We start from the raw sequence: 21330 nt of genomic DNA, 5'->3' as shown, positions 1-21330 counted from the left end.
GTGGCCGAACTACAGATCACCGGACTCAGCCGCTCCTTCGGCGGGGTGCACGCCGTCCAGGACGTCGACCTCGCCGTCGCCGACGGTGAGACCCGGGGCATCATCGGCCCCAACGGGGCGGGCAAGTCCACTCTGTTCAACCTCATCAGCGGGCACCTGCGCCCGGACCGGGGCGGCATCCGCCTGGCCGGGCGCCCCCTGGACGGGCTCCCGGCACACCGGCGGGCCCGGCGCGGCGTGGCGATCGTCTTCCAGGCCGCCCGGATCTTCCCCGGCATGACCGTGCTGGAGAACGTCATGGTCGGCGCGCACCTGCGCGCCGACGCCGGGTTCACCGCGGCCGTGCTGCGCCTGCCCGCCCACCGCGCGGCCGAACGCCGTATCAGGGAGCTGGCCCTGGACGCGCTGGACCGCGTGGGCCTGTCGGACCGCGCCGGGGATCCCGCCGAGGCCCTGCCCATCGGCCAGCAGCGCGCCATGCAGCTCGCCCGCGCCCTGTGCGCGGACCCCGCGCTGCTGTTGCTGGACGAGCCCGCCTCCGGGCTGCGCGCGCCCGAGCGCGAGCGGTTGGCGTCGATCGTGGAGGAGCTGCACGAGGACGGCCAGACCACCCTGCTCATCGAGCACGACGTCGCGTTCGTCTCGCGCCTGTCCGACCGCGTCACCGTGCTCGACCTGGGCCGGGTCATCGCCGAGGGCACGCCGGACCAGGTCCGGCGCGACCCGGCGGTGGTCTCGGCCTACCTCGGCACGGGGGAAGGGGCCGCCGCGTGATCACCGTGGAGGACCTGGTCGTGCGCTACGGCTCGGCCACAGCCCTGGACGGCGTCGGCCTGGAGGTGGGCACCGGGGAGATGGTCGCCCTGGTCGGCCCCAACGGGGCGGGCAAGTCCACCCTCGTCGACACCCTGTCGGGAGTGGTGCGGCCCGCAGCGGGACGGGTGGCCACCGAGGGCCGGTTCGCGCACGTACCCGAGGGGCGGCAGCTGTTCGGCGACCTGACGGTCGAGGACAACCTGCGCCTGGGCGCGTGGAAGGTCCGCGACCGCGACCCCCGGCACGTCTACGGGGTGCTGCCGGACCTGGAGGGGCTGCGCGGACGCCGCGCGGGCGCCCTCTCGGGCGGACAGCAGCAGATGGTGGCGGTCGGACGGGCGCTGATGGCCCGACCGGACGTGCTCGCCGTGGACGAGCTGTCCCTGGGGCTGGCACCCAAGATCGTCGACGACCTGGTGCGGCACCTGGTCCGGCTGAACCGTGAGGAGGGGATGGCCGTGCTGCTCATCGAACAGAACGCCCGGCTGGCGTTCGACGTGTGCTCGCGGGCCTACGTCCTGGAGGCCGGGCGGGTGGTCGCCGCCGGCGCGTGCGACGAGCTGGCCCGCGGGTCCGCGGTGGCCCGCGCCTATCTGGGCGGCGGGGTGGGGGCGCCATGATCACGCTTCTCGCCCACATCGTCAGCGGCCTGGCCATCGGGTGCGGGTTCGCGCTGGTGGGCAGCGGGCTGGTGGCCGTGTACCGGGTGACCGGGGTGGTCAACTTCGCCCAGGGCATGTTCGCGGTGGTCGGCGGGCTCTGCGCGTCGGCGTTCCTGGGCGCCGGGATCTGGCACGGCGCCGCCGAACTGCTGGCGGTGGCCGTCGCGGCCGCCACCGGGGCGGTGACCGGGCTGCTGGCGCTGGGCCGGCGCGGCACCGCGCCGATGACCGCCCTGATCGTGACGCTGGCGGTGGGCTTCCTGGCCTACGCCGTCCTGGTGGCGGTGTTCGGCGACACCCCGCGCTCCACACCGGGGCTGCCGGGGATGACGTCGCTGCTGGGGGTGCCGGTGCGCCGCCACCACCTGCTGGTCATCGGCGTGACCGCTGTGGTGTTCGGGGCGCTGTGGCTGTTCCTGACCCGCACCTACCTGGGCAAGGCGCTCACGGCGTGCGCGTCCAATCCCTACGCGGCCCGGGTGACGGGGATCCCGGTGGCGCGGATGGCCCAGTTCGCGTTCGTGCTGGCGGGTGTGCTGGGCGGTGTCGCCGGGGTGCTGGTGGCGCCGTTGCGGCCGATGTCGTTCGACTCGGACGTGACGCTGATCGTGCACGGATTCGCCGCGGCGGTCCTGGGCGGGCTGACCCGGCCGATGGTCGCCCTGGCCGGGGGCGTCCTGCTCGGCGTGGTGGAGGCACTGGTCGCCGGGTACGGAAACGCGGCCTACCAGACCACGGTCGCGCTCGTGGTGATGCTCGCCGTGATGGTCTGGCACGCGGCGCGTCGGCCCTCGGTCCACCAGGAGGTGACGGTATGAGGTCGCCAGGTGTGTGGGCGGTCCCGGCGGTGGCCGCGGCCACGCTGGCGCTGCCCCTGGTGCTGGACAGCGGCGGCCTGGCCGTCTACGTGCAGGTGGCGGTGTCGGCGAGCGTGGTGGTGGGGATCTCCCTGCTGATGGGCTACGCCGGGCAGGTGTCGCTGGGCCAGGCGGTGTTCTTCGCCACGGGCGGGTACACGGCGGCGCTGGTGTCGCAGGCGGGCCTGCCCACGCTGGCGGGGCTGCTGGCCGCGCCGGTGGCGGCGGCGCTGTGCGCGCTGGTCCTGGGGCTGCCGCTGCTGCGGCTGCGCGGCCACCACCTGGCCTTCGCCACGATCGCGGTGCACCTCATCTTCCTGGTCGTGGTGGCGCAGACGGACGCGCTGGGCGGCAGCACCGGGTTGCAGGGGATCCCCCTGCTGTCGCTGGGCCCGGTGGAGGTGTCCACCAACCAGGGCTACGCCTACGTGGCGTGGGCGGTGCTGGCGGTGGTGGTGGTCGTGGCCCGCAACATCGTGCGGTCGCGTCCGGGCCGCGCGCTGCGGGCGCTGGCCACGAGCGAGACCGCGGCGGCCTCCTCGGGGATCCCGGTGGGCCGGCACAAGCTCACGGTGTTCGCGGTCTCGGCGGCGTTCGCCGGGGCGGCGGGCGGGGTGTTCGCGTTCTACATCGGCTTCCTGTCGCCGGGGATGTTCCCGGTGTCGATGTCGATCACCTACGTGGTGATGGCGGTGGTGGGCGGTCTGGGCTCGGTGTGGGGCGCGGTGGCCGGTACCGCGCTGGTGACGGTCCTGGTGCACTACCTGGGTGTGCTGGGCACGCTGGGCGGCATGCCGGACTACGCCCCCGCGGTGTTCACCTACGCGGTCTACGGACTGGTGCTGGTCCTGACGGTGCTGTTCCTGCCGCACGGGGTCGTGCCGTCGTTGGCCGCCTGGTGGCGGGGCCGACGGCACCGCGTCCGGGAACACCCGGGCCCTGCCGGGGAGGACGGGCACGAGCCCGCGCGGGCCTGAGCCGCCCGGCGGGGCGGCGCCCTCCCCGGCCCCGGTCGCGGTCCCGCGTACGAGCCGACGCGGCCCCGGTTCGGGCACCGGGGCCGCCCGGCCCGGGAGCGGCCGGACGCGTGCCTCAGTCGGCCGGCAGGGTGTCCACGACCTCCTCGACGATCCGGGTCGCGGACTCCCCGTAGCGCCGGTGCAGGTCGTTGACGAGTTCCTGGGCGGGGACGGCGGGCCAGGGGTCGGGCAGGTAGGCCAGCGGCAGGCGCGGGTCGGCGCGGATGAGCCGCATCCACTCCGAGGTGAGCAGCAGCAGGCGGGCCAGGTCGTCGGGCGCCTCGGGAACGGGATCCGGGGAGTCCCACCGCTCCAGGAAGCGCCGGTACCCCGCGGCCAGGTCGTCGACGTCGTAGGCCTCGTTGACGAGCTGGGCGGCCTGGGTGGGCGCGCCCAGGCTGGCGTGGAAGACGTGGACGTGGTCGGTGAGACCGAGTTCGTCGACGAAGGCGGTGGTGTCCACGACCGTGGGCGCGATCCACAGTCCGCTCCGCAGGGGGCCGAATCCGGCCCAGGACAGGTGGGTGCGCAGGTCGTGCCGCTGGCGCTGCCAGGACTCGGGCAGGGAGAAGGACAGCAGCGTCCACATGCCGCCCCCGTCGAGGTTGACGACCCCGGCGTCCCAGATGCGCTGGTCGCCGTCGGTGAGCACGTCGACGGCGCGGGGCGTGAGTCCGAAGTAGACGCGCCGGCCGCTGCGCCGACGGTCGAGCATGCCGCGTTGGGCCATCCGGCTCAGCGTGGAGCGCACGGCCTGCTCGGACACGCCCAGGCGGGCGAACACGTCGATGAAGGACCCGGAGAACACGCGCAGGTCCCTGCCCAGGACGAACCGGCCGAGGAAGGCGAGCATGAGCGACTGCGGCCGCGGCCGTACCGCTCCCGCCGTCCCGGCGTCCGCCGCCTCCTCGGCTTCGGGCTCCCGTTCGACGATATGTCCTGTCATCCCGCCCCCTCGCTGAACAGCGTAACGGGCGCCGGAGCGCGCCCACCGCACGGATTCATCTTATGCACTTTCTTGACCGCCGTCATCATTTCGCATAACTTCGTGACACCAACCGGGGGTGACGCACCCCTCAGCGAGAACGGAGACACCCGATGGACCTCAGCGGACAGTCGGCTCTGGTGACCGGGGCGGGCCGCGGACTCGGCCGCGCCTACGCCCTCGAACTCGCCCGCCGCGGCGCCTCCGTCGTCGTCAACGACGCCGATGCCGAGGCCGCCGCCACCGTGGTCGAGGAGATCGCCGAGGCCGGCGGCACCGCCGTCGCGCACGCCGCCGCCGTGGGCTCGGCCGGGACCGCCCGGGCGCTGGTGGACACGGCCGTGGAACGGTTCGGCCGCCTGGACGTGCTGGTCGCCAACGCGGGCGTCCTGCGCGACCGCGTGCTGTGGAAGATGTCCGACGAGGATTTCGACACCGTCATCGACGTCCACCTGCGCGGCGCCTTCACCTGTGCCCGCGCCGCCGTCACCCACATGCGCGAGCGCGGCGAGGGCGGACGGCTCATCATGGTCGCCTCGCCCGCCGGACAGCGCGGCAACTTCGGCCAGACCAACTACGCCGCCGCCAAGGCGGGCATCGCGGCGATGGTGCGCACCTGGTCGATGGAGTGCGCCCGGGCGGGGATCACCGTCAACGCCGTCGTCCCGGTGGCCGCCACGGCGATGACCGCCACCATCCCCGCGTTCGCCCCGCACGTGGCCGCCGCCCAGGACGAGGGCGTCCCGCTGCCCGGGTGGATGCGCCAGGCCGAGGGGTTCGGCACGCCCGAGGACTGCGCCGGGCTGGTCGCCTACCTCGCTTCCGCGGAGTCCGCGCACGTCACCGGCCAGTGCGTGGGCGTGGGCGGCGACAAGCTCTCCCTGTGGGCCCACCCGCGGGAGGTGTCCGTGGCCTACCGCGACGGCGGCTGGAGCGCGGAGGACATCAGCACCGCGTGGGCCACCACGCTGGGCCGCGACGAGCAGAGTGTGGGCATCCCCGCGCCCGCCGCGCCCGCCGCGCCCGCCGAGCCCGGGAAGGACGCCTGATGGGCGGCGCGAACGGCATCGACCTGGACAGCATCACCGCGATCGACGTGCACACCCACGCCGAGGTCTCCGCGCGGGGCGGCGACGCCATCGGCGCGGACCTGCACGCCGCCTCCGGCGACTACTTCAAGGTCGAGGGCGAGCGCCGGCCCACGCTGGATCAGATCGCCGCGCACTACCGCGAGCGGAGCATGGCGTGCGTCGTCTTCCCCGTGGACACCGAGTCCACGACCGGCCTGCCCGCGGTCCCCAACGAGGAGGTCGCCGAGGCCGCGATGGCCCACCCCGACGCACTGATCCCCTTCGCCAGCGTCGACCCGGCCAAGGGCGCCCTGGGCGCCCGCCAGGTCCGCCGCCTGGTGGAGGACTACGGGGTCAAGGGGTTCAAGTTCCACCCCTCGCTGCAGGAGTTCTTCCCCAACGACCGCTCCGCCTACCGGGTCTACGAGGCGATCCGCGAGAGCGGGGCCATCGCGCTGTTCCACACCGGCCAGACCGGGATCGGCGCCGGCGTCCCCGGGGGCGGCGGTATCCGGCTGAAGTACTCCAACCCCCTGCACGTGGACGACGTCGCCGCCGACTTCCCCGGCATGCCCATCATCCTCGCCCACCCCTCCTTCCCCTGGCAGGAGGAGGCCCTGTCCGTCGCGGTCCACAAACCCGAGGTGCACATCGACCTGTCGGGGTGGTCACCGAAGTACTTTCCGCCGATCCTGGTGCGATACGCCAACACCCTGCTCCAGGACAAGGTCCTCTTCGGCTCCGACTACCCGGTCATCTCTCCCGACCGGTGGTTGGCGTCCTTCGACAAGCTCGACATCAAGCCCGAGGTCAGGCCCAAGATCCTCAAGGACAACGCCGCGCGCCTGCTCGGGCTCACCCCCCTCTCCGAGGAGTAGCCATGCTCAACGAAGGCCTGGGATCGTGGTCCGCCCGCCGGGCGCGCACCTCCCCCGAGCGCGTGGCCGTCGTCCACGAGGGCACCGCCCTCACCTACGCCGAACTCCACACCCGCGTCCTGCGCCTGGCCTGGGCCCTGCGCGGCCTGGGAGTACGGACCGGCGACCGGGTCGCCTACCTGGGCGCCAACCACCCCTCGCTGTTGGAGACCCTGCTGGCCTGCGGCACGGTGGGAGCGGTCTTCGTTCCCCTCAACACCCGCCTGGCCAACCCCGAGCTCGACGTGATCGTGCGCGACTGCGCCCCCGTGCTGCTCGTCCACGGCGGCGACCACGCCGGGGCCGCAGCCGCACTGCACGAAGCGGACGCCGTCCCGCACCTGCTCGCCGTCACGGGCGGCGGGCGCGACGCGCGCGGGGGCGACGGCGGCCGTGTCCCGGCGGCCTCGGACTACGAGGAACTGATCGCCGCCCAGTCACCCGACCCCCTCGACGCCCCCGTGGGGCTCGACGACGTCTGCATGATCATGTACACGTCCGGGACCACCGGGCGGCCCAAGGGCGCGATGCTCACCCACGGCAACATCACGTGGAACTGCGTCAACGTGCTCCTGGACGTGGACATCACCGCCGACGAGGTCACCCTGGTGACCGCGCCGATGTTCCACACCGCCGCCCTGAACATGACCTGCCTGCCCACCCTGCTCAAGGGCGCCCGGGTGGTCATCTCCTCCCGGTTCGACCCGGACCTGGCCTTCGACCTCATCGAGTCCGAGCGCGTGACCTGGATGTTCGGTGTCCCGGCCATGTTCAACGCCCTGTCGGCCGCGCCCCGGTGGGCCGAGGCCGACCTGTCCTCGATCCGCATCCTCGAAGCGGGCGGGGCCCCGGTACCGGACACCACCATCGCCACCTACCAGAAGCGCGGGCTGACCTTCCTCCAGGGCTACGGCATGACGGAGACCTCCCCTGGTGTGCTGTTCCTGGGCGCCGCCGACGCCGTGCGCAAGGCCGGGTCGGCCGGCCGTCCCAGCTTCTTCACCGACGCGCGGGTCGTGCGTCCGGACCTGACGCCCGCCGATCCCCACGAGCCCGGCGAGATCGTCGTCCACGGCCCCAACGTCATGCTCGGCTACTGGGGGCGCGGCGCCGACACCCCGTCCTCGCACACCACCGACGGCTGGTTCCGTACCGGCGACGTCGCCGTCACCGACGAGGAGGGCTACGTCCGCGTCGTCGACCGGGTCAAGGACATGTACATCTCCGGCGGGGAGAACGTGTACCCGGCCGAGGTCGAGAACGTCCTGCACGAGCACCCGGACGTGGCCGACTGCGCGGTGGTCGGGATCCCGGACGACCGGTGGGGCGAGGTCGGCCACGCCGTCGTCGTCCTGGCCGACGGGGCCGCGACCACCGCCGACGACCTGGCCGGACACTGCCGTCGCCACCTGGCCGGCTACAAGTCCCCCAAGTCCTTCGCCTTCACCGACGCGCTGCCCCGCAACGCCTCCGGCAAGCTCCTCAAGCACCGCCTGCGCCAGACCCTCTGAACCCGAACGGGAGTACCCCCATGCCCATCACCGTCAACGGACTCGACGAACTGCGTGCCGCCGCCGGCCGCGACCTCGGCCACAGCTCGTGGCTGGACGTCGACCAGAAGCGCGTCAACCTGTTCGCCGACGCCACCGACGACCACCAGTGGATCCACGTCGACCCCGTGCGCGCCGCGGGCGGCCCCTTCGGCGGCCCCATCGCCCACGGCTACCTCACTCTGTCACTGGTGATTCCGCTGTTCAGCGAGCTGCTCGTGATGGAGGGCATCTCCGTCTCGATCAACTACGGCCTGAACAGGGTGCGCTTCATCTCCCCCGTCCCCGTCGGCTCGCGCATCCGCATGGCCGCCACCCTGGCCGAGGTCACCGACGTCCGCGGAGGCGTCCAGTGCGTCGTCGACGCCACCGTCGAGATCGAGGGCCGGGACAAGCCCGCCGTGGTGGGCCAGGCCGTCTTCCGCTACCTGGCCTGACTCGCGTCCCGAGCCGCGGCCGTGCCACGGCCGCGGCTCCCGCGTGCCGGGCACCCGCAGGATCGGGGTCCGGCCGCGCCGCCGGGTCCGCCGCACCCGTCCGCACCACCCGGAACCGGTGGACCCGGTGCGGAGCCGGCCGCCCCCGGATGCGTGGTCGCCGGCCCGCCCTCACCTGCCGCCGAGACCACCGGCCACGGTGGACAGCGGGGTGTTGAGGATGCCGTCGAACGCGTCCAGCACGGGGATCTGCAGGTACTCGCCCTGCAGCCGGATGCGGTCGGGGCCCGTGTCGGAGATGTCGCCCCCGCGGTCCCGCGCGCGTGCGCGGCGCAGGTCGGCGATGCCCAGTCCGAGTTCGGCGTCGGCGATGGCGGCCTCGACGCTCCCCGGCTCGGGCGGACCCAGCTCGGCCGCGTCGAGGGCGAACCCGGACCGCGCGTTGTCGTCACGGCGCAACTCGGCGGTGTGTCCGGTGGTGCTGGTGAGGCCGAGAGCGAAGTACTCGTCGCCGAGGGCGCGGTGCAGGTGCTGCCCCATCGGGAAGGCCGTGAGCCGGCCCTCGAACGAGACCGGTGCCTTCTGGATGTGGGCGTTGTGGGCCACCAGCACGACACGGGCCTCGGGTTCGCCGCGCTCCAGGTGCCACAGGAGCGACTCGGCCATGTAGGCGTCCCGGGCCGAGTTGTCGGCGGTCAGCCCCTGGCCGGTGAGCAGGTCGGCCATGGCGTGGAAGGTGTAGTCGGCCTGGCAGGCACCTTCCAGGCGTCGCAGGGCGACGTCGTAGCCGTGTTGGTCGGAGCGGGCCACGTAGAGCGGTTCGACGGACCGGAACCGGATGAGCAGGCGCGACAGGATCGCGCTGAGGGCGTCCTGGTCGGCTGTGGCCAGCCGCGCCCACGCCGGCGCGGCGGCGGCCCCGGAGTCAGCGGCGAAGGACGCGGCGATCCGCATCGCCGTCTCGACGGCCGGGACGTTCTCCGGATCGACCTGGCGCAGGTACTCGGCGACCGGTTCCAGGGCGGGCAGCAGGGAGCCTCCGGCGGCCGGGAGGTCGACGCCGGCGAATCGGACCGGTGGTGCGGCGGAGCGGTTGTACCGGCGGATCCAGCGCAGCGGACCGCCGACTCCCACCGGGGCCGTTCCGGCGAGATGGTCCGCGAGGTCGTCGTCCGCCCCCTCCCCCTGAGCCCAGGCGTCGAGGGCGAAGCCCTCGCTGAAACCGTGCTCGAAGGCCAGGACGGTGAAGCCGCAGCGTTCGACGAGGAACCGTAGGAGGCGTCGGCGCATGCGCGCGAACTCGTCGATGGAGTGGGAGTGCTCGCCGACGGCGACGACGCGCGCTCCCTCGACGATGTCGCGCAACGGCTCCAGGTCGTCGAGCGGGGCCTCCGGGTCGAGGTGGATGAGGGGGACGGTGCTGCCGCGCAGCTCCGAGGCGAAGGGATCGTGGTGGGACGAAGCAGGCATACGGACGGCTCGATTCTCGGCGTCGGAGGGGACGGTCCACTGGCGCGGGAGTGCTCGCCGCGCTCGCAGCGGTCGTCGGCGGTCGACGGCCGGTCGGTGGCGGCGAAGGGCCCGCCACCCTACGTGCCGACGGGCCCCGGCGGGCCCGTCACGACCGCTCGGGCGCCACGGCCTCCAGGTCGTCGACGGTACCGGACATGATCGCGCGGACGTGCTCGGTGATGTGCTGCAGCGGCCGGTCCCACCGGGCGACGCCTGGCAACTCCCGGACACCGGTTGCCCTTGAATTTCTCCATCAGGCGATCGAGGAGTTTGTTCTGGAAATGAGTGAAACTGGGCCCCATGTCCGCGGGAACGGTCACACCCAGGACATCCTTCGCGTGCTTCCAGTAGGACTCCAGGACGTCCTGGGGCCAGCCGGGCATCTGCTCCCCGGCGGGCCGGGGAATCCACGTGCTCCAGAAGAGCGCGCGTCCGCCCAGGTAGGGGATCTGTGGGGCCAGGTCGAAACCATCGGGCCGAGCCGGTTTCCACGGTTTGGCGACGGCGGAGCCCATGAGGCTCTGGTTGTCCGAGAGACGGTCAGGACGTCCTTCCCTTCCCCTGCAACCCCCGGAGACTCTGATGATGGGTTCGTCGCACGCCGCGACCGGTGTGCTCGCCGGCGCGGCCATCGGTGTGCTGTGCGGTTCCGGTCCCATGGACGTGCTGTTGTGCGCGGCCGTCGCAGCGGGTGCCGCGCTGCTCCCCGATCTGGACGAACCGGGCAGCACCGTGGGCCGGTCGCTGGGACTGGTGACGGAGAAGGCGTCGGAGATGCTGCGGGAGGCCTCACGGAGCGTGTACCTGCGCACGGCCACGGAGGTGGAGCTGGCCGCGGCCAAGGACGGGGCCCACCGGTACCTGACGCACACCGTCCCCGCGTGTGCGGCCTTCGGCCTGGTGGCGTCGGCGGTGGCGGCGATCGCGCCGCTGGGCACCGGGCTGGTGGTGTTCGCGACGGCCGCGCTGGGGTTGGGGACGGTCGCCCGGTCCCTGAAGAGCTGGGGTCCGCTGAGAAGGCGGAGAATCGCGGCCTCTGTGACAGCGGTCGTCATCGCGACCGGCGCGGTGTTCGCCGAGGGTGGCGGTCCCGCGCCGTGGCTGATCGGGGCGACGGTCGCCCTCGGCGCGCTGACTCACGTGCTGGGCGACTGGCTGACCCGGTCGGGGGTGCCGCTGGCCTGGCCGTTCGTGGTGCGCGGCAAGAGGTGGTGGATGTTCAGGTCGCCGGTGGCGTTCCACACCGGCAAGAGCAGGGTCGAGGACGGCATCCGGTGGGCGTCGTTGGCGGGCCTGCCGCTGATGCTCCTCCTCGACTCACCTCCACCGGCGGTGGGGTGAGGGCGCACTGGGCCGGGCCCCGCTCCGGTGGCGCCCTGCTGTGGCCGGCGATCCCGGACTCGACCGCGCCGGCGCGGTCACTCCCGTGGCGCGAGGTCCGGGCCGGTCTCGGCGCGGGCCGCCCACACCTCGCGAACCACCTGCGCGCCCATGACGGTGCTCCCGGCCAGCATGATCGCGGTCGCCGACCAGTGCGCGGAGACCGCGAGCGGGATCAGGGCCACGAGCACGGCCGCCCCGCCCACGCGCCAGAGCGTCGTGGCCAGGGTCCGGTTCGGCGCGACGAGGGCCAGAAGGAGCCCGAACAGGGCCAGCGAGCCCAGGAAGAGGGCGACGTAGGACGGTTCCAGGTGGTGGGAGACGGTGCCCTCGAACATCTTCTTCTTCGCGACGCCGAAGGAGACCAGGGCCAGGCTCAACGGCAGATGCAGGTGCAGCCAGGACACGGCGGCGCCCGGACGCAGGTGCCCGTGGCCGCGCTCGTGGACGTCGTTGAAGTACAGCCACCACAGGGCGAACACCAGCAGCACCCCGGGCAGGGAGTAGAGCACGGCGCCGACGGTCATCGGCGGGCTCGGCGAGACGGTGACGGACTTGATGAAGCTCTCCCCCAGCACCAGGATGACCAGCGTTCCGTACCGCTCGGCCAGGTGCCCGAGGTGGACGGGGAACCGGCTCAGGTGCGCGGCCAGCGCACGGGAGTTGCTGTTGTAGAGCTCCCAGAGGAAGACCGCGGTCCACACCCACCAGCGCTGGTCGGGCGGCAGGAGCAGGGACAACCCCCAGGCCGCGGCGCCCACGACGTGGTAGCGCCAGACGTAGAACATCAGCAGAGGGCGGTCGTCGGGCGCGTGCCGCAGGGTGCGCAGGTACATCGCGATCATGGTCAGGCGGAAGCCGATCACGCACAGGACGAACTGGGTGCTGCTGTCCTCGAACGCCCCGGGCACGCTCAGGCCCATCCAGGCGACGAGGAACATCTGCAGCACCAGCAGCAGCCGGTGCCAGACGTCGTCGGCCTGGAACTGGTTCATGTACCAGGTGAAGTTGGCCCACACCCACCACAGCGGGATGAAGAGCACGAGCACCTGTCCCACGCCCAGCCAGCTGACGTCCTGGCTGAGCCGGTCGCCGACCTGGATGAACACGGCGACGAACACGAGGTCGTAGAAGAGCTCCAGCCACGTGGGACGGCTCGCCTCCTCTTCGGACATCGCGCGCCGTACACGCGGCGCCGCCCAGATCCCCGTCATGGGTCCCTCCCCTTCGATACCGCTCCGGTCCCCCGGCCGATCGCCCCGAGTCACCCGGCGCCGCCCTCCTGGCTCTCCGCACGGGCACCGGCGCCGGTGTACACACCGACCAGACGGGCGATGACCGTGGTGAGGAAGAGGGTGGCCGCCACGGTCTCGACGGCGGCCAGGGACCGGGCCCACGGGGTGACGGGCAGGATGTCTCCGTAACCGAGCGTGGACATGGTGATGTAGGAGTAGTACATGAACTGCTGCCACACCATCGGCTCGCCTGGGTGCGAGCCGTCGGTGAAGCTGCCCGGGAAGTGCAGTTCGGTCACGCTGAAGACGGCGGAGAACATACCGCCGAGCAGGAGGTAGACGCTGACGGCGGCCAGGATCAGTTCCAGGCCGGGCGTGGAGCTGCGCCGGTAGACGAACTTGAGCAGCGAGTACATGACGCCGCCCTGGAAGAGCGCGACCGTGACGAACATGCCGGTCAGCGCCGTGGGGTGCCCTGGGTCCCAGGCCACCCACAGGCCGAAGAAGACGAACGCGGCTCCGACCGCGATCCCCGGCAGGACATGGTCGCGCTCTCCTCGCACGACGAGCAGGCCGAAGACGATCATTCCGGCGTAGAGCAGCATGTACAGCGCCGCCCACCCCGCGCCGTGGAGGGTGATCGGGTATCCGAACTGCAGCAGCACGACGAAGAACAGCAGCAGTGCCAGGTTCGCTTGTTGCCGGATCGTACCCCTCCCGCGCCGCCTTTTCCCAGGTCGACGCCACTGTGACACAGCAGGCTCGTCGTGCGGAGCCCTGGCGGGCCGGTTTGACGGACTCGACACCAAGATGAGGGCGTTCCCATAGTCCGCGCGTCGTTCCGTTCCGGTTCGACGTCCGGGCCGGCGTCGCGCACCGGGGCCAAGGCCCGGCTGCGCCCCAGGACGGTCGGCGCCCGCCATCGTCGTCAGGGGTACGTCCTCGGGCTGCGGCAGATCGGTTGGCCGAGCCTGACCGCGCTGGTGTCGTCCGTCATCGGTGCGGTCTATGAGGCCTTCGAGATCATCTACCTCGCTCCCCCGCTGTTGGCGGGGTGACAATCGGGCACCGGTGGGAGGAGGGCTGGTACGGGGAGGGGTTCCGGAAGCTCTCCCCCACTTTCACTTTATAGCAGATTCCCGCATCTCATGAGGCGCTGAGAATTACTGCATACTGCTGCTTCGCGAACGGGATCAGCGAATGACGGGGGAATGGGAATTGCGCTACGTCAGGGACTTCGCACATATCGACGGGACGAATATCGCCGCGGCCGGCGGGAAGGGGGCCGCTCTGGGCGAGCTCTCGCGGATCGCCGGCATCCGGGTGCCGGACGGCTTCTGCGTGACGACGGATGCCTTTCGGCGGGCCCTCGCCGGGGTTCCGTCGGTCGACGCCGTGTTCGATCGGCTTGCGCGGCTGGAACCGGGCGACGGCGCGGCGATCCGCGCTGTGAGCGCCGATATGCGCCGCCGTATCGACGACGTGGGGATACACGAATCCGTCGCGGCGGAGATCGGCGAGGCGCTCACCCGGTTCGGGGAGGACGTCCCGTACGCGGTGCGGTCCAGCGCGACCGCCGAGGACCTGCCGACCGCGTCGTTCGCGGGTCAGCAGGACTCCTACCTCAACATCACGGGTCCAACGGCGATCCTTCGGCACGTCCGGCGGTGCTGGGCGTCGCTGTTCACCGAGCGGGCGGTGGCCTACCGCGTCCGCAACGGCTTCGACCACCGGCGGATCGGTATGGCCGTGGTGGTGCAGCGGATGGTGTTCCCGGACGCGGCCGGGACCATGTTCACCGCGGACCCGGTGACCTCGAACCGCACGACCGTCACCGTGGAGGCCGCGTGGGGGCTCGGCGAGGCGCTCGTCTCCGGCCGGGTCTCCGGTGACGTCTACACGGTGCGCGACGACCGGGTCGTCTCCACGGCGATCGCCGCCAAGACGCTGGTCGCGCAGGCGTCGCCGGAGGGCGGTACCAGGGACGCGCCCACACGAGCGGAGCGGCGGGCGCAGCCGACACTGACGGAATCGCAGGCCGTGCACCTGGCGCGGCTGGGACGGAGCATCGAGGCGCACTTCGGTCGGCCGCAGGACATCGAGTGGTGCCGGGTGGGCGACGACGTCCACATCGTGCAGAGCCGGCCCATCACCACGCTGTTCCCCGTCCCTGCGGCCGACGACCAGGAGAAGCACGTCTACGTCTCCGTCGGCCACCAGCAGATGATGACCGACGCGATGAAGCCGCTGGGGCTCTCCCTGTGGCAGATGACGACCCCGCGGCGGATGCACGAGGCGGGCGGACGGTTGTTCGTCGACGTCGCCCCCGCGCTGGCCACGCCGTCGGGGCGCGCGGGTCTGATGGAGGCCCTGGGAGGATCCGATCCGCTGCTCGGGGACGCGCTGCGGACCGTCCTCGACCGCGGCGACCTCGTCCCCTCGCCTCCGGAGGAGGACGCCCCGTCCGCACCCGCCGGTGGCCCGCCCTCCCACACCGCTCCCGCCCTGGACGCACCCGACCCGATCGCGACCGATCCCGGCATCGTCACCGAGCTGATCCGGAGCGGTGAGGACTCCGTCGCCGCCCTGCGCCGCGAGATCCGGAACGTGTCCGGGCCGGCGCTGCTCGACTTCATCCGGACCGACCTCGCTGAGCTGAAGCGGCTCCTCTTCGATCCGCGGAGCCTGCAGGCGATCATGGCGGCGATGGAGGCGAGCCGGTGGCTCAACGAGCGCCTGGAGGCATGGCTGGGCGAGAGGAACGCGGCCGACGTGCTCACGCGGTCCGTCGACCACAACGTCACCTCGGAGATGGGGCTCGCACTGCTCGACGTGGCGGACGCCGTCCGGCCGCACACGGACGTCGTCGCGTTCCTGCGCCGCGTCATGGACGAGGGCCGGGAAGGCGATGGCTTTCTGGACGAGATGGCCGGACTGGTCGGCGGACCGGAAGCACGTGAGGCCATCAGGGGCTACCTCGACACGTACGGAATGCGCTGCGTGGGCGAGATCGACATCACCAGAACGCGCTGGAGCGAGCAGCCCGCCGCGCTCGTGCCCGCCGTCCTCGGCAACGTCGGGAACTTCGCGCCGGGCGAAGGCGGGCGACGCTTCGAACGGGGGCTCCAGGAGGCACGGCGGAAGGAGGAGGACGTGCTCGAGCGTGTGCGCGCCCTCCCCGACGGCGGGGTCAGGGCCGAGGAGACCAAGCGGATGATCGACCGTGTCCGTACCTTCGCCGGGTACCGGGAGTACCCCAAGTACGGCATGGTCAGCCGCTACTTCCTCTACAAGCAGGCGTTGCTGCGGGAGGCCGACCGCCTCGTCCGCTCCGGGGTCCTGCGCGAGCGCGAGGACATCTTCTTCCTCCGGTTCCGGGAGCTGGAGGATGTCGTGCGCACCGGAGCCGTGGACGCCGGGCTCGTGCGGGAGAGGCGGGAGGCGTTCCGGTCCTACGAGGCGCTCACTCCGCCCCGGCTCCTCACCTCGGACGGTGAGGTCGTCACCGGCCGGTACGGGCGGCAGGACGCCCCGTCCGGCGCGCTGGTCGGCCTGCCGGTCTCGGCCGGGGCCGTCGAAGGCCGTGCCCGTGTCGTCACGGAGATGGCGCGGGCCGACCTCGCCCCGGGCGACATCCTGGTCACCGCCTACACCGACCCCAGCTGGACGCCCCTGTTCGTGACCGCCGCCGGTCTGGTGACGGAGGTCGGCGGACTCATGACGCACGGGGCGGTGGTCGCGCGGGAGTACGGTCTGCCCGCGGTCGTGGGGGTGGAGCAGGCGACCCGGAGGATCCGGGACGGGCAGCGGATCCGCGTGCACGGGACCGACGGGTACGTCCAGATCCTGGCGTGAGCCCTCGCCCCGGCCCCAGAGCCGCCGGGAGGCGGTCCTGGGGCCGCTCCTGGGGAAGGCAACGGGCGCCGGGGCCCGGGGGACGCCGCCGAGCCGTCCCCCAGCCCGCGGCGGGAGCGGGGTCGTAGGGCTGCTTCGCCCGCGGACGGCGCGAGCCGCCCGGCCCGGCGCCGGGCGACGCGTTCCTCGGCACGGACGGGGGCCGGCGTGCGGTTGCCCTGGTGGAGATCTCCGTCCGGCATGGACGTGACCGGGAGTCCCCTCACCGGCGCGATGGGCCGTTCCACGACGGGGCTTGGTCCGCACCGCCGGGGTGTTCGGCCTCGCGTGTGGGCGCACGGCTCGTCCCGGACCTGAGCCAGGGCTGGAAGAGGCGCGTCATGAACGGCATCACGACATAGGTCTGGAGGGTGACCAGCACGACGGTGAGGACGAGCGTGACGACCGGGACGGGCAACGCGGAGACCACGGGCCCCAGGAGCCACAGCAGCAGGGTGATGATCGGGTAGACCGAGAGCCAGCTGACCAGGGCCGTCTTGTAGCGGGGCGGAGCCGCTGCGCCGGCCCCGTGCCCGGCTCCGGAGCGGGCGGTCACAGTCCCGCCGCCCTCACCCGCTGGGGCGGCCCGCCGACCACGACCAGGTCCAGGTCCGGGTTGGCCTGGACACCGCCCATCACCACGGACGGGTCGATGAGCCCCTCGGTGTGCACGAAGTCGTCGGTCGCCACGCCGGTCACGTCGAAGAACGGCTCGAAGACGTCGGAGGTGAGCAGCCCGAGCATCTGCGTGTTGTGTGCGGCGATCGCGAAGCTGTGCACAGTGCCGGCCGGTGCGTGCAGGAAGTCACCGGAGGTCAGCAGCAGCTCCTGTCCGTTGACCCACAGCCAGATCCGCCCGGACAGGCACAGGAAGTTCTCCGTGTGCAGGCGGTGGAAGTGGCGGATGATGTAGGGCTGGGGCGCGGCGAGCGTGCTGACCGAGAAGTAGCGCCCACCGGTGTTGCGGCCCCGCGCGGCATAGGCGTTGTGGGCGTCCGGCCAGCCGCGGCGGTCACCGGTCCGCGAGCGGAGGAAGTACGCCTCCGGTCCGTCCGGCAGCGTGTCGTCCCAGACGTCCTGGGCGTCCGCGCGCCGCAGGTCGTGCTCCTGCGCCCCCGGCAGCAGCGCGGCGGAGGCTCCGGCGGGCGTGTAGACGTGGCGCTCCACGGTCTTCCGCGACCCCACCAGGGCGTCCAGGGCACCGCTGGAGGCGGAGAAGAACAGCAGTCGGGACATGTGGCCGAGGATCCGGTAGGCCACCGGGGTGCCCGGCGGCACGTGGATGGAGTCGCCGGAGACCAGGACGCGGCTCCGACCGGGGAGCCAGAACTGCACGGAGCCCTCGAACACGTAGTAGGAGTGCTGGTGGGAGGGGAGGCTGTGGAAGGGTGCCTCGGATCCGCGCGGTCCCAGCACGAAGGCGGCGTCGAAGAGTCCTCCGGTGTCCGCGCCGCGGGCGATGACCGTCCACAGCTGCCCGCCGATCTCGTAGCGCAGGCCCTCGCCGCCGGCCAGGTAGTACGGGACCGGCTCACCGGGCAGGGCGTTGACGACCGGGGCGAGGTCGTGCATGGTCTCCAGGTCGCTGCTGGTCATCGGGACTCTCCTGGGGTGGGACGCGGGCGGGGGTCCGCCGTACGGCGGGCCGCGGTGCTGGGTGTGAGGTGTCGTCGGAAGAAGGCGTCGATGTCGTCGAAGCCGAAGGTCGCCGCCTGGTCGGCGGCGGGCTCCTCGCTCCCGCCACCGGTATCGGCGCCGGCGCCGGGACCGGAGCCGTTGGCGACGCGGTGCGCCGCCGGGGCGGGGCCTTCGGCCGCCAGGCGGCCGTCGTCCATCATCCGCGCGGTCCGGACGTCGAGGCGGCCGGCCGGGTTGAGGAAGCCGTGCCGGTAGCCGTCGAGGAGGTAGAGCTCGCTGGGCACGCCCGCGGCGGCGAGGGCCTCGTGCAGGCGCTCGCTCTGCGTGTGGGACACCAGGTCGTCGCCGGTTCCGTGGGAGATCTGGAAGGGCGGTGCGGACGGGCTCACCCAGGTCAACGGGTTGGCGCGGCGGGCGAGCTCCGCGCGTTCCGAGGGCGGACCGCCCAGGAGGCGGGCTTCGGGTGAGGACGCCTCGTCCCGTCCGGAACGCGCGGCCTCGGCGACCACGGCGGCCAGGTCCACGGGCCCGTAGGACTCCGCGACCGCCTGCACGGACGGGTCCCCCTCGGTGTCCCCCTCGCCTGGCAGCGCGGCCAGGTGGCCGGTCAGGCCGGCCAGCACCGCCAGGTGGCCGCCGGCCGAGGCGCCCCAGGCTCCGACCGCTCGGGGGTCCAGACCGTAGGCCCCGGCACGGGCGCGCAGGAAGCGGACCGCGGCTCGTACGTCGTGGAGTTGGGCGGGAAAGAGCGCCTGTCCGGAGAGCCGGTACTCGATGCTCGCGAAGGCGCATCCGGTGGAACGGACGTGACGGGCCAGGTCCGGGGCCAGTGTTCGGTCGCCGGTGAACCAGCCTCCTCCGTGCAGCCACAGCACGACGGGCACGGGCCGGTCGGCGCGGGCCGGGAGGTGGAGGTCGAGCAGGAGGTCGCCGGTGGCACGCGGTGCGTAGACGAGGCCGAGTTCGGATCTGACGGATTCAGTGCAGGGAGGGGGGCCGTGGGACATGCCCCCATCCTGTGGTGGCGACGGTGGCGGCGACCAGCGCGATCTCCCGAACGGCCGTCCGGGAATTCCGCATGCTCACACCTGCGCTTCCGTCCCGTCGAGTGCGCAGAGGCGGACGAACCGTTCCAGCGCGGCGGGACGGCGCCCCCGGCGGACGCTCAGGTAGGTGGTCACGCGCGGGGCGTCCACGATGGGCACGAACCGCACCCCGGGGTGCGCGTAGGTGGTCTCGGCGGAGCGCCCCGCGATGTTGACACCCTGCCCTGCGGCGCACATCTCCAGGATCTCCTCGAAGTTGCGGGCGACCGAGAGCAGGTGCGGCGTGGAGCCGCCGACGCCCACCGACGAGAACCACCGGTCGTGCGCCCCTCCCTCGACGGCCACGAAGGTCTCCTGCGCGATCTCGGCCAGGGTGACCGACTCCCGCCCGGCCAGTCGGTGCTGCTTGGAGAGCACCAGGAGGCGGTCCTCCTCCCAGAGGGGCAGCGACTCGAACCCGGGCGGCGGGCCGTCCTCGGTTCCGACGGCGAACGCGCAGTCCACCTCGCCTTTGGCGAGGGCCTCGTGGCATCCCGTGAACCCCAGGTGCCGCACCTGCCACCGCACCCGGGGCATGTGCCGTGCCGCCTCGGCCATGATCGCGCGGAACTCCGCGCTGGTGACCATGAGGCCGATGCGGACGCAGGGTTCGGCGTCCTCTCCCCGCCCCCATTCCACGACCTCGTCCATGCTCTCGACCGCACCCCGGGCGATCGGCAGCAGTTCACGGCCGTGATCGGTGAGCTCCACTCCGCGGGGCGAGCGGTCGAAGAGGGAGCGGGACACCCGCCGTTCCAGCGCCGCCACCTGCTCGCTCAGCGCGGAGGGGCTCAGGTGCAGCCGTGCGGCGGCGCGGCCGAAGTGGAGTTCCCGGGCCACGGCGAGGAAGCATCTGAGCTGGTGGATCGTGAAGTCCATGTCCCCGCCGTGTCGTCCTGGTCCGTGCGGCGTCGCGCTCACGCCCCTCCCACGAGCGTATCCCCGGCGCTGTTCGGGGCGCTCACGGCCGATCGGAGGGTTCTTCGAGGCCGACGGCGCCGTCCCTGGTGACCACGCATCCGTCGTGAACGGGGGAACCGGGTCGGTGCCCGCCACGGATCCGGATCCGTGGCGGGCACCGACCCGCGCCGCGACCGGCCGGCGCGTCGTCGCCGCCGGTCAGCCGACCTCGGCGACGCGGCTGCTCTCGCGCCGCCCCGCCCTGGCCAACAGGTAGGCCGCGACCGAGGCGGGCAGGTACATCAGGACGCCGTAGACCGCGGCGGGAAGGGCCAGCGCCTCGTCGCCGAGCACCGAGACGGCCACGGCGATCGCCAGCGTCGCGTTGTGGATGCCGATCTCCATGGCCGAGGCGGTGGAGTCGCCGCGTGTCACGCCGCACAGGCGGGGCACGACGTAGCCGACGCCGAGGCTCAGTACCGACAGCAGCAGTGCGGCCGGCCCCAGCGTGGTGATGTTGTCCCGCAGGACGCCGAACTGCGAGACGACGGCGGCCAGGATGACCAGGGCGAGTACGGCCGTGGAGCCGATCTTCACCGTCTTGCCCATGCCCTGGGCCCAGTCCGGGAAGCGGCCGCGGACCGCCATGCCGATGGCGACCGGAACGAGCACGATCGCGAACACCTGCAGCACCTTGCCGAACTGCAGCCCGATGGAGGCGTCGTCACCGAGGAAGTACGTGATGGACAGGCCGACCACGACCGGCAGTGTGAAGACGGACAGCACCGAGTTGACCGCCGTGAGCGTGACGTTGAGCGCCACGTTCCCGCCGGCCAGGTAGCTGAAGAGGTTGGCCGAGGAACCGCCGGGCGAGGCGACGAGGAGCATCAGGCCGACCGCCAGCACACCGCTCAGCCCGAAGGCCTTGACGAGTCCCAGGCAGATCAGCGGCAGCACGACGATCTGGCAGGTCAGCGAGACGAGGGCGGCCTTCGGGAACCGGACCACCCGGCCGAAGTCACGTGTGGTGAGCGACAGGCCGAGGCCGAACATGACCAGGCCCAGGGCCAGGGGAAGCCCCAGCGTGAACAGGGGGGAACTCATGTGTACTCCTTGGTGGTCCTGGATCGTGCGGATGCTCCGCGCGGTGCTTCGGGTCGAGCCGGGGAAGGGGCGGCGCCCAGGGGATCGGGGCTCGCACCGGCCACCGGGGGGCGCCGGTCACGTCGGCGGGGTCGCCATCATGCGCCCTGGCGCCGAAGCGCACCGGGCGCGGCAGGCGAGCGGTCGGCGGGGAGCGTGTCCCGGGGCGGGGCGAGGTCCTCACCCTCACCGCGGATCGACTCCCTCCATGGTCGAGCGGGCGGCAGGGC

At 72.5% G+C, this 21330-nt stretch carries 19 protein-coding genes; 10 read left to right on the top strand and 9 right to left on the bottom strand.

From position 1 onward, the window contains the following. From M1P99_RS23180 to M1P99_RS23165, 4 genes are read left to right on the top strand one after another with little or no spacing between them, the layout of a single operon-like run. Positions 1 to 774 (top strand): ABC transporter ATP-binding protein, encoded by a 774-nt coding sequence (locus M1P99_RS23180; protein ID WP_304454689.1) that lies wholly within the window; start codon positions 1 to 3, stop codon positions 772 to 774. Further along, positions 771 to 1436: an ABC transporter ATP-binding protein gene (locus tag M1P99_RS23175; protein ID WP_304454688.1), complete on the top strand. Its 666-nt coding sequence runs from the start codon at positions 771 to 773 to the stop codon at positions 1434 to 1436. Before M1P99_RS23180 ends, M1P99_RS23175 begins: the two co-directional genes overlap by 4 nt. Then, on the top strand, positions 1433 to 2296 hold the full coding sequence (locus tag M1P99_RS23170; RefSeq protein ID WP_304454687.1) for a branched-chain amino acid ABC transporter permease: 864 nt from the start codon (positions 1433 to 1435) through the stop codon (positions 2294 to 2296). Before M1P99_RS23175 ends, M1P99_RS23170 begins: the two co-directional genes overlap by 4 nt. Further along, positions 2293 to 3312 (top strand): branched-chain amino acid ABC transporter permease, encoded by a 1020-nt coding sequence (locus tag M1P99_RS23165; RefSeq protein WP_304454686.1) that lies wholly within the window; start codon positions 2293 to 2295, stop codon positions 3310 to 3312. Before M1P99_RS23170 ends, M1P99_RS23165 begins: the two co-directional genes overlap by 4 nt. A gap of 115 nt (positions 3313 to 3427) precedes the next feature. On the opposite strand, the gene M1P99_RS23160 is transcribed toward M1P99_RS23165, so the two are convergent. Then, positions 3428 to 4300, bottom strand: coding sequence for a PaaX family transcriptional regulator C-terminal domain-containing protein (locus M1P99_RS23160; RefSeq protein ID WP_304454685.1), 873 nt, complete (start codon positions 4298 to 4300; stop codon positions 3428 to 3430). Between the two features lie 152 nt (positions 4301 to 4452). On the opposite strand from M1P99_RS23160, the gene M1P99_RS23155 reads away from it, so the two are divergent. From M1P99_RS23155 to M1P99_RS23140, 4 genes are read left to right on the top strand one after another with little or no spacing between them, the layout of a single operon-like run. After that, complete coding sequence (locus M1P99_RS23155; protein ID WP_304454684.1) at positions 4453 to 5388, top strand: SDR family NAD(P)-dependent oxidoreductase; 936 nt, start codon at positions 4453 to 4455, stop codon at positions 5386 to 5388. Continuing rightward, positions 5388 to 6287, top strand: coding sequence for an amidohydrolase family protein (locus M1P99_RS23150; protein WP_304454683.1), 900 nt, complete (start codon positions 5388 to 5390; stop codon positions 6285 to 6287). The genes M1P99_RS23155 and M1P99_RS23150 overlap by 1 nt, the downstream gene beginning before the upstream one ends. 2 nt (positions 6288 to 6289) lie before the next feature. After that, the gene (locus M1P99_RS23145) at positions 6290 to 7837 is read left to right on the top strand and encodes a long-chain fatty acid--CoA ligase (protein WP_304454682.1); all 1548 of its coding nucleotides are present in this window, start codon (positions 6290 to 6292) and stop codon (positions 7835 to 7837) included. Between the two features lie 20 nt (positions 7838 to 7857). Beyond that, positions 7858 to 8313, top strand: coding sequence for a MaoC family dehydratase (locus M1P99_RS23140; RefSeq protein ID WP_304454681.1), 456 nt, complete (start codon positions 7858 to 7860; stop codon positions 8311 to 8313). 171 nt (positions 8314 to 8484) lie between these two features. Here M1P99_RS23140 and M1P99_RS23135 read toward each other — a convergent pair whose 3' ends face one another. Then, positions 8485 to 9783, bottom strand: coding sequence for an erythromycin esterase family protein (locus tag M1P99_RS23135; protein WP_304454680.1), 1299 nt, complete (start codon positions 9781 to 9783; stop codon positions 8485 to 8487). 627 nt (positions 9784 to 10410) lie between these two features. Between M1P99_RS23135 and M1P99_RS23130 the strand changes: the two genes are divergently transcribed. Continuing rightward, the gene (locus M1P99_RS23130) at positions 10411 to 11166 is read left to right on the top strand and encodes a metal-dependent hydrolase (RefSeq protein WP_304454679.1); all 756 of its coding nucleotides are present in this window, start codon (positions 10411 to 10413) and stop codon (positions 11164 to 11166) included. A 77-nt stretch (positions 11167 to 11243) separates the two neighbouring features. Here the strand turns inward: M1P99_RS23130 and M1P99_RS23125 are convergent, their stop codons facing one another. Next, complete coding sequence (locus M1P99_RS23125) at positions 11244 to 12419, bottom strand: low temperature requirement protein A (RefSeq protein ID WP_304454678.1); 1176 nt, start codon at positions 12417 to 12419, stop codon at positions 11244 to 11246. A gap of 50 nt (positions 12420 to 12469) precedes the next feature. Beyond that, positions 12470 to 13105, bottom strand: coding sequence for a potassium channel family protein (locus M1P99_RS23120; protein ID WP_304454677.1), 636 nt, complete (start codon positions 13103 to 13105; stop codon positions 12470 to 12472). A gap of 535 nt (positions 13106 to 13640) precedes the next feature. Between M1P99_RS23120 and rph the strand changes: the two genes are divergently transcribed. After that, entirely contained in the window at positions 13641 to 16295 is a 2655-nt protein-coding gene (gene rph, locus M1P99_RS23110) for a rifamycin-inactivating phosphotransferase (RefSeq protein ID WP_304454676.1), read from the top strand. Between the two features lie 262 nt (positions 16296 to 16557). Here the strand turns inward: rph and M1P99_RS23105 are convergent, their stop codons facing one another. From M1P99_RS23105 to M1P99_RS23085, 5 genes are all read right to left on the bottom strand, one after another. Continuing rightward, complete coding sequence (locus tag M1P99_RS23105) at positions 16558 to 16890, bottom strand: hypothetical protein (protein WP_304454675.1); 333 nt, start codon at positions 16888 to 16890, stop codon at positions 16558 to 16560. Continuing rightward, a complete protein-coding gene (locus M1P99_RS23100) occupies positions 16887 to 17930 on the bottom strand; it encodes a quercetin 2,3-dioxygenase (RefSeq protein ID WP_304454674.1) in 1044 nt (347 codons plus the stop codon). The genes M1P99_RS23105 and M1P99_RS23100 overlap by 4 nt, the downstream gene beginning before the upstream one ends. Continuing rightward, on the bottom strand, positions 17927 to 18979 hold the full coding sequence (locus M1P99_RS23095; RefSeq protein ID WP_304454673.1) for an alpha/beta hydrolase: 1053 nt from the start codon (positions 18977 to 18979) through the stop codon (positions 17927 to 17929). The genes M1P99_RS23100 and M1P99_RS23095 overlap by 4 nt, the downstream gene beginning before the upstream one ends. Before the next feature lie 75 nt (positions 18980 to 19054). Next, a complete protein-coding gene (locus M1P99_RS23090; RefSeq protein ID WP_304454672.1) occupies positions 19055 to 19936 on the bottom strand; it encodes a LysR family transcriptional regulator in 882 nt (293 codons plus the stop codon). 240 nt (positions 19937 to 20176) lie between these two features. Continuing rightward, positions 20177 to 21061: a bile acid:sodium symporter family protein gene (locus M1P99_RS23085; protein ID WP_304454671.1), complete on the bottom strand. Its 885-nt coding sequence runs from the start codon at positions 21059 to 21061 to the stop codon at positions 20177 to 20179. Between the last annotated feature and the right edge of the window lie 269 nt (positions 21062 to 21330).

The organism is Nocardiopsis sp. YSL2 (assembly GCF_030555055.1).
GTDB lineage: Bacteria > Actinomycetota > Actinomycetes > Streptosporangiales > Streptosporangiaceae > Nocardiopsis.
The sequence above is the reverse complement of the archived record's forward strand: the minus strand, read 5'-3'. Positions and strand labels throughout refer to the sequence as shown.

Coding starts and splice junctions, on each gene's coding strand:
- M1P99_RS23170 (WP_304454687.1), top strand. CDS start 1,433: ATGATCACGCTTCTCGCCCACATCGTCAGCGGCCTGGCCATCGGGTGC.
- M1P99_RS23165 (WP_304454686.1), top strand. CDS start 2,293: ATGAGGTCGCCAGGTGTGTGGGCGGTCCCGGCGGTGGCCGCGGCCACG.
- M1P99_RS23160 (WP_304454685.1), bottom strand. CDS start 4,300: ATGACAGGACATATCGTCGAACGGGAGCCCGAAGCCGAGGAGGCGGCG.
- M1P99_RS23155 (WP_304454684.1), top strand. CDS start 4,453: ATGGACCTCAGCGGACAGTCGGCTCTGGTGACCGGGGCGGGCCGCGGA.
- M1P99_RS23150 (WP_304454683.1), top strand. CDS start 5,388: ATGGGCGGCGCGAACGGCATCGACCTGGACAGCATCACCGCGATCGAC.
- M1P99_RS23145 (WP_304454682.1), top strand. CDS start 6,290: ATGCTCAACGAAGGCCTGGGATCGTGGTCCGCCCGCCGGGCGCGCACC.
- M1P99_RS23140 (WP_304454681.1), top strand. CDS start 7,858: ATGCCCATCACCGTCAACGGACTCGACGAACTGCGTGCCGCCGCCGGC.
- M1P99_RS23135 (WP_304454680.1), bottom strand. CDS start 9,783: ATGCCTGCTTCGTCCCACCACGATCCCTTCGCCTCGGAGCTGCGCGGC.
- M1P99_RS23130 (WP_304454679.1), top strand. CDS start 10,411: ATGGGTTCGTCGCACGCCGCGACCGGTGTGCTCGCCGGCGCGGCCATC.
- M1P99_RS23125 (WP_304454678.1), bottom strand. CDS start 12,419: ATGACGGGGATCTGGGCGGCGCCGCGTGTACGGCGCGCGATGTCCGAA.
- rph (WP_304454676.1), top strand. CDS start 13,641: ATGACGGGGGAATGGGAATTGCGCTACGTCAGGGACTTCGCACATATC.
- M1P99_RS23100 (WP_304454674.1), bottom strand. CDS start 17,930: ATGACCAGCAGCGACCTGGAGACCATGCACGACCTCGCCCCGGTCGTC.
- M1P99_RS23095 (WP_304454673.1), bottom strand. CDS start 18,979: ATGTCCCACGGCCCCCCTCCCTGCACTGAATCCGTCAGATCCGAACTC.
- M1P99_RS23090 (WP_304454672.1), bottom strand. CDS start 19,936: ATGGACTTCACGATCCACCAGCTCAGATGCTTCCTCGCCGTGGCCCGG.
- M1P99_RS23085 (WP_304454671.1), bottom strand. CDS start 21,061: ATGAGTTCCCCCCTGTTCACGCTGGGGCTTCCCCTGGCCCTGGGCCTG.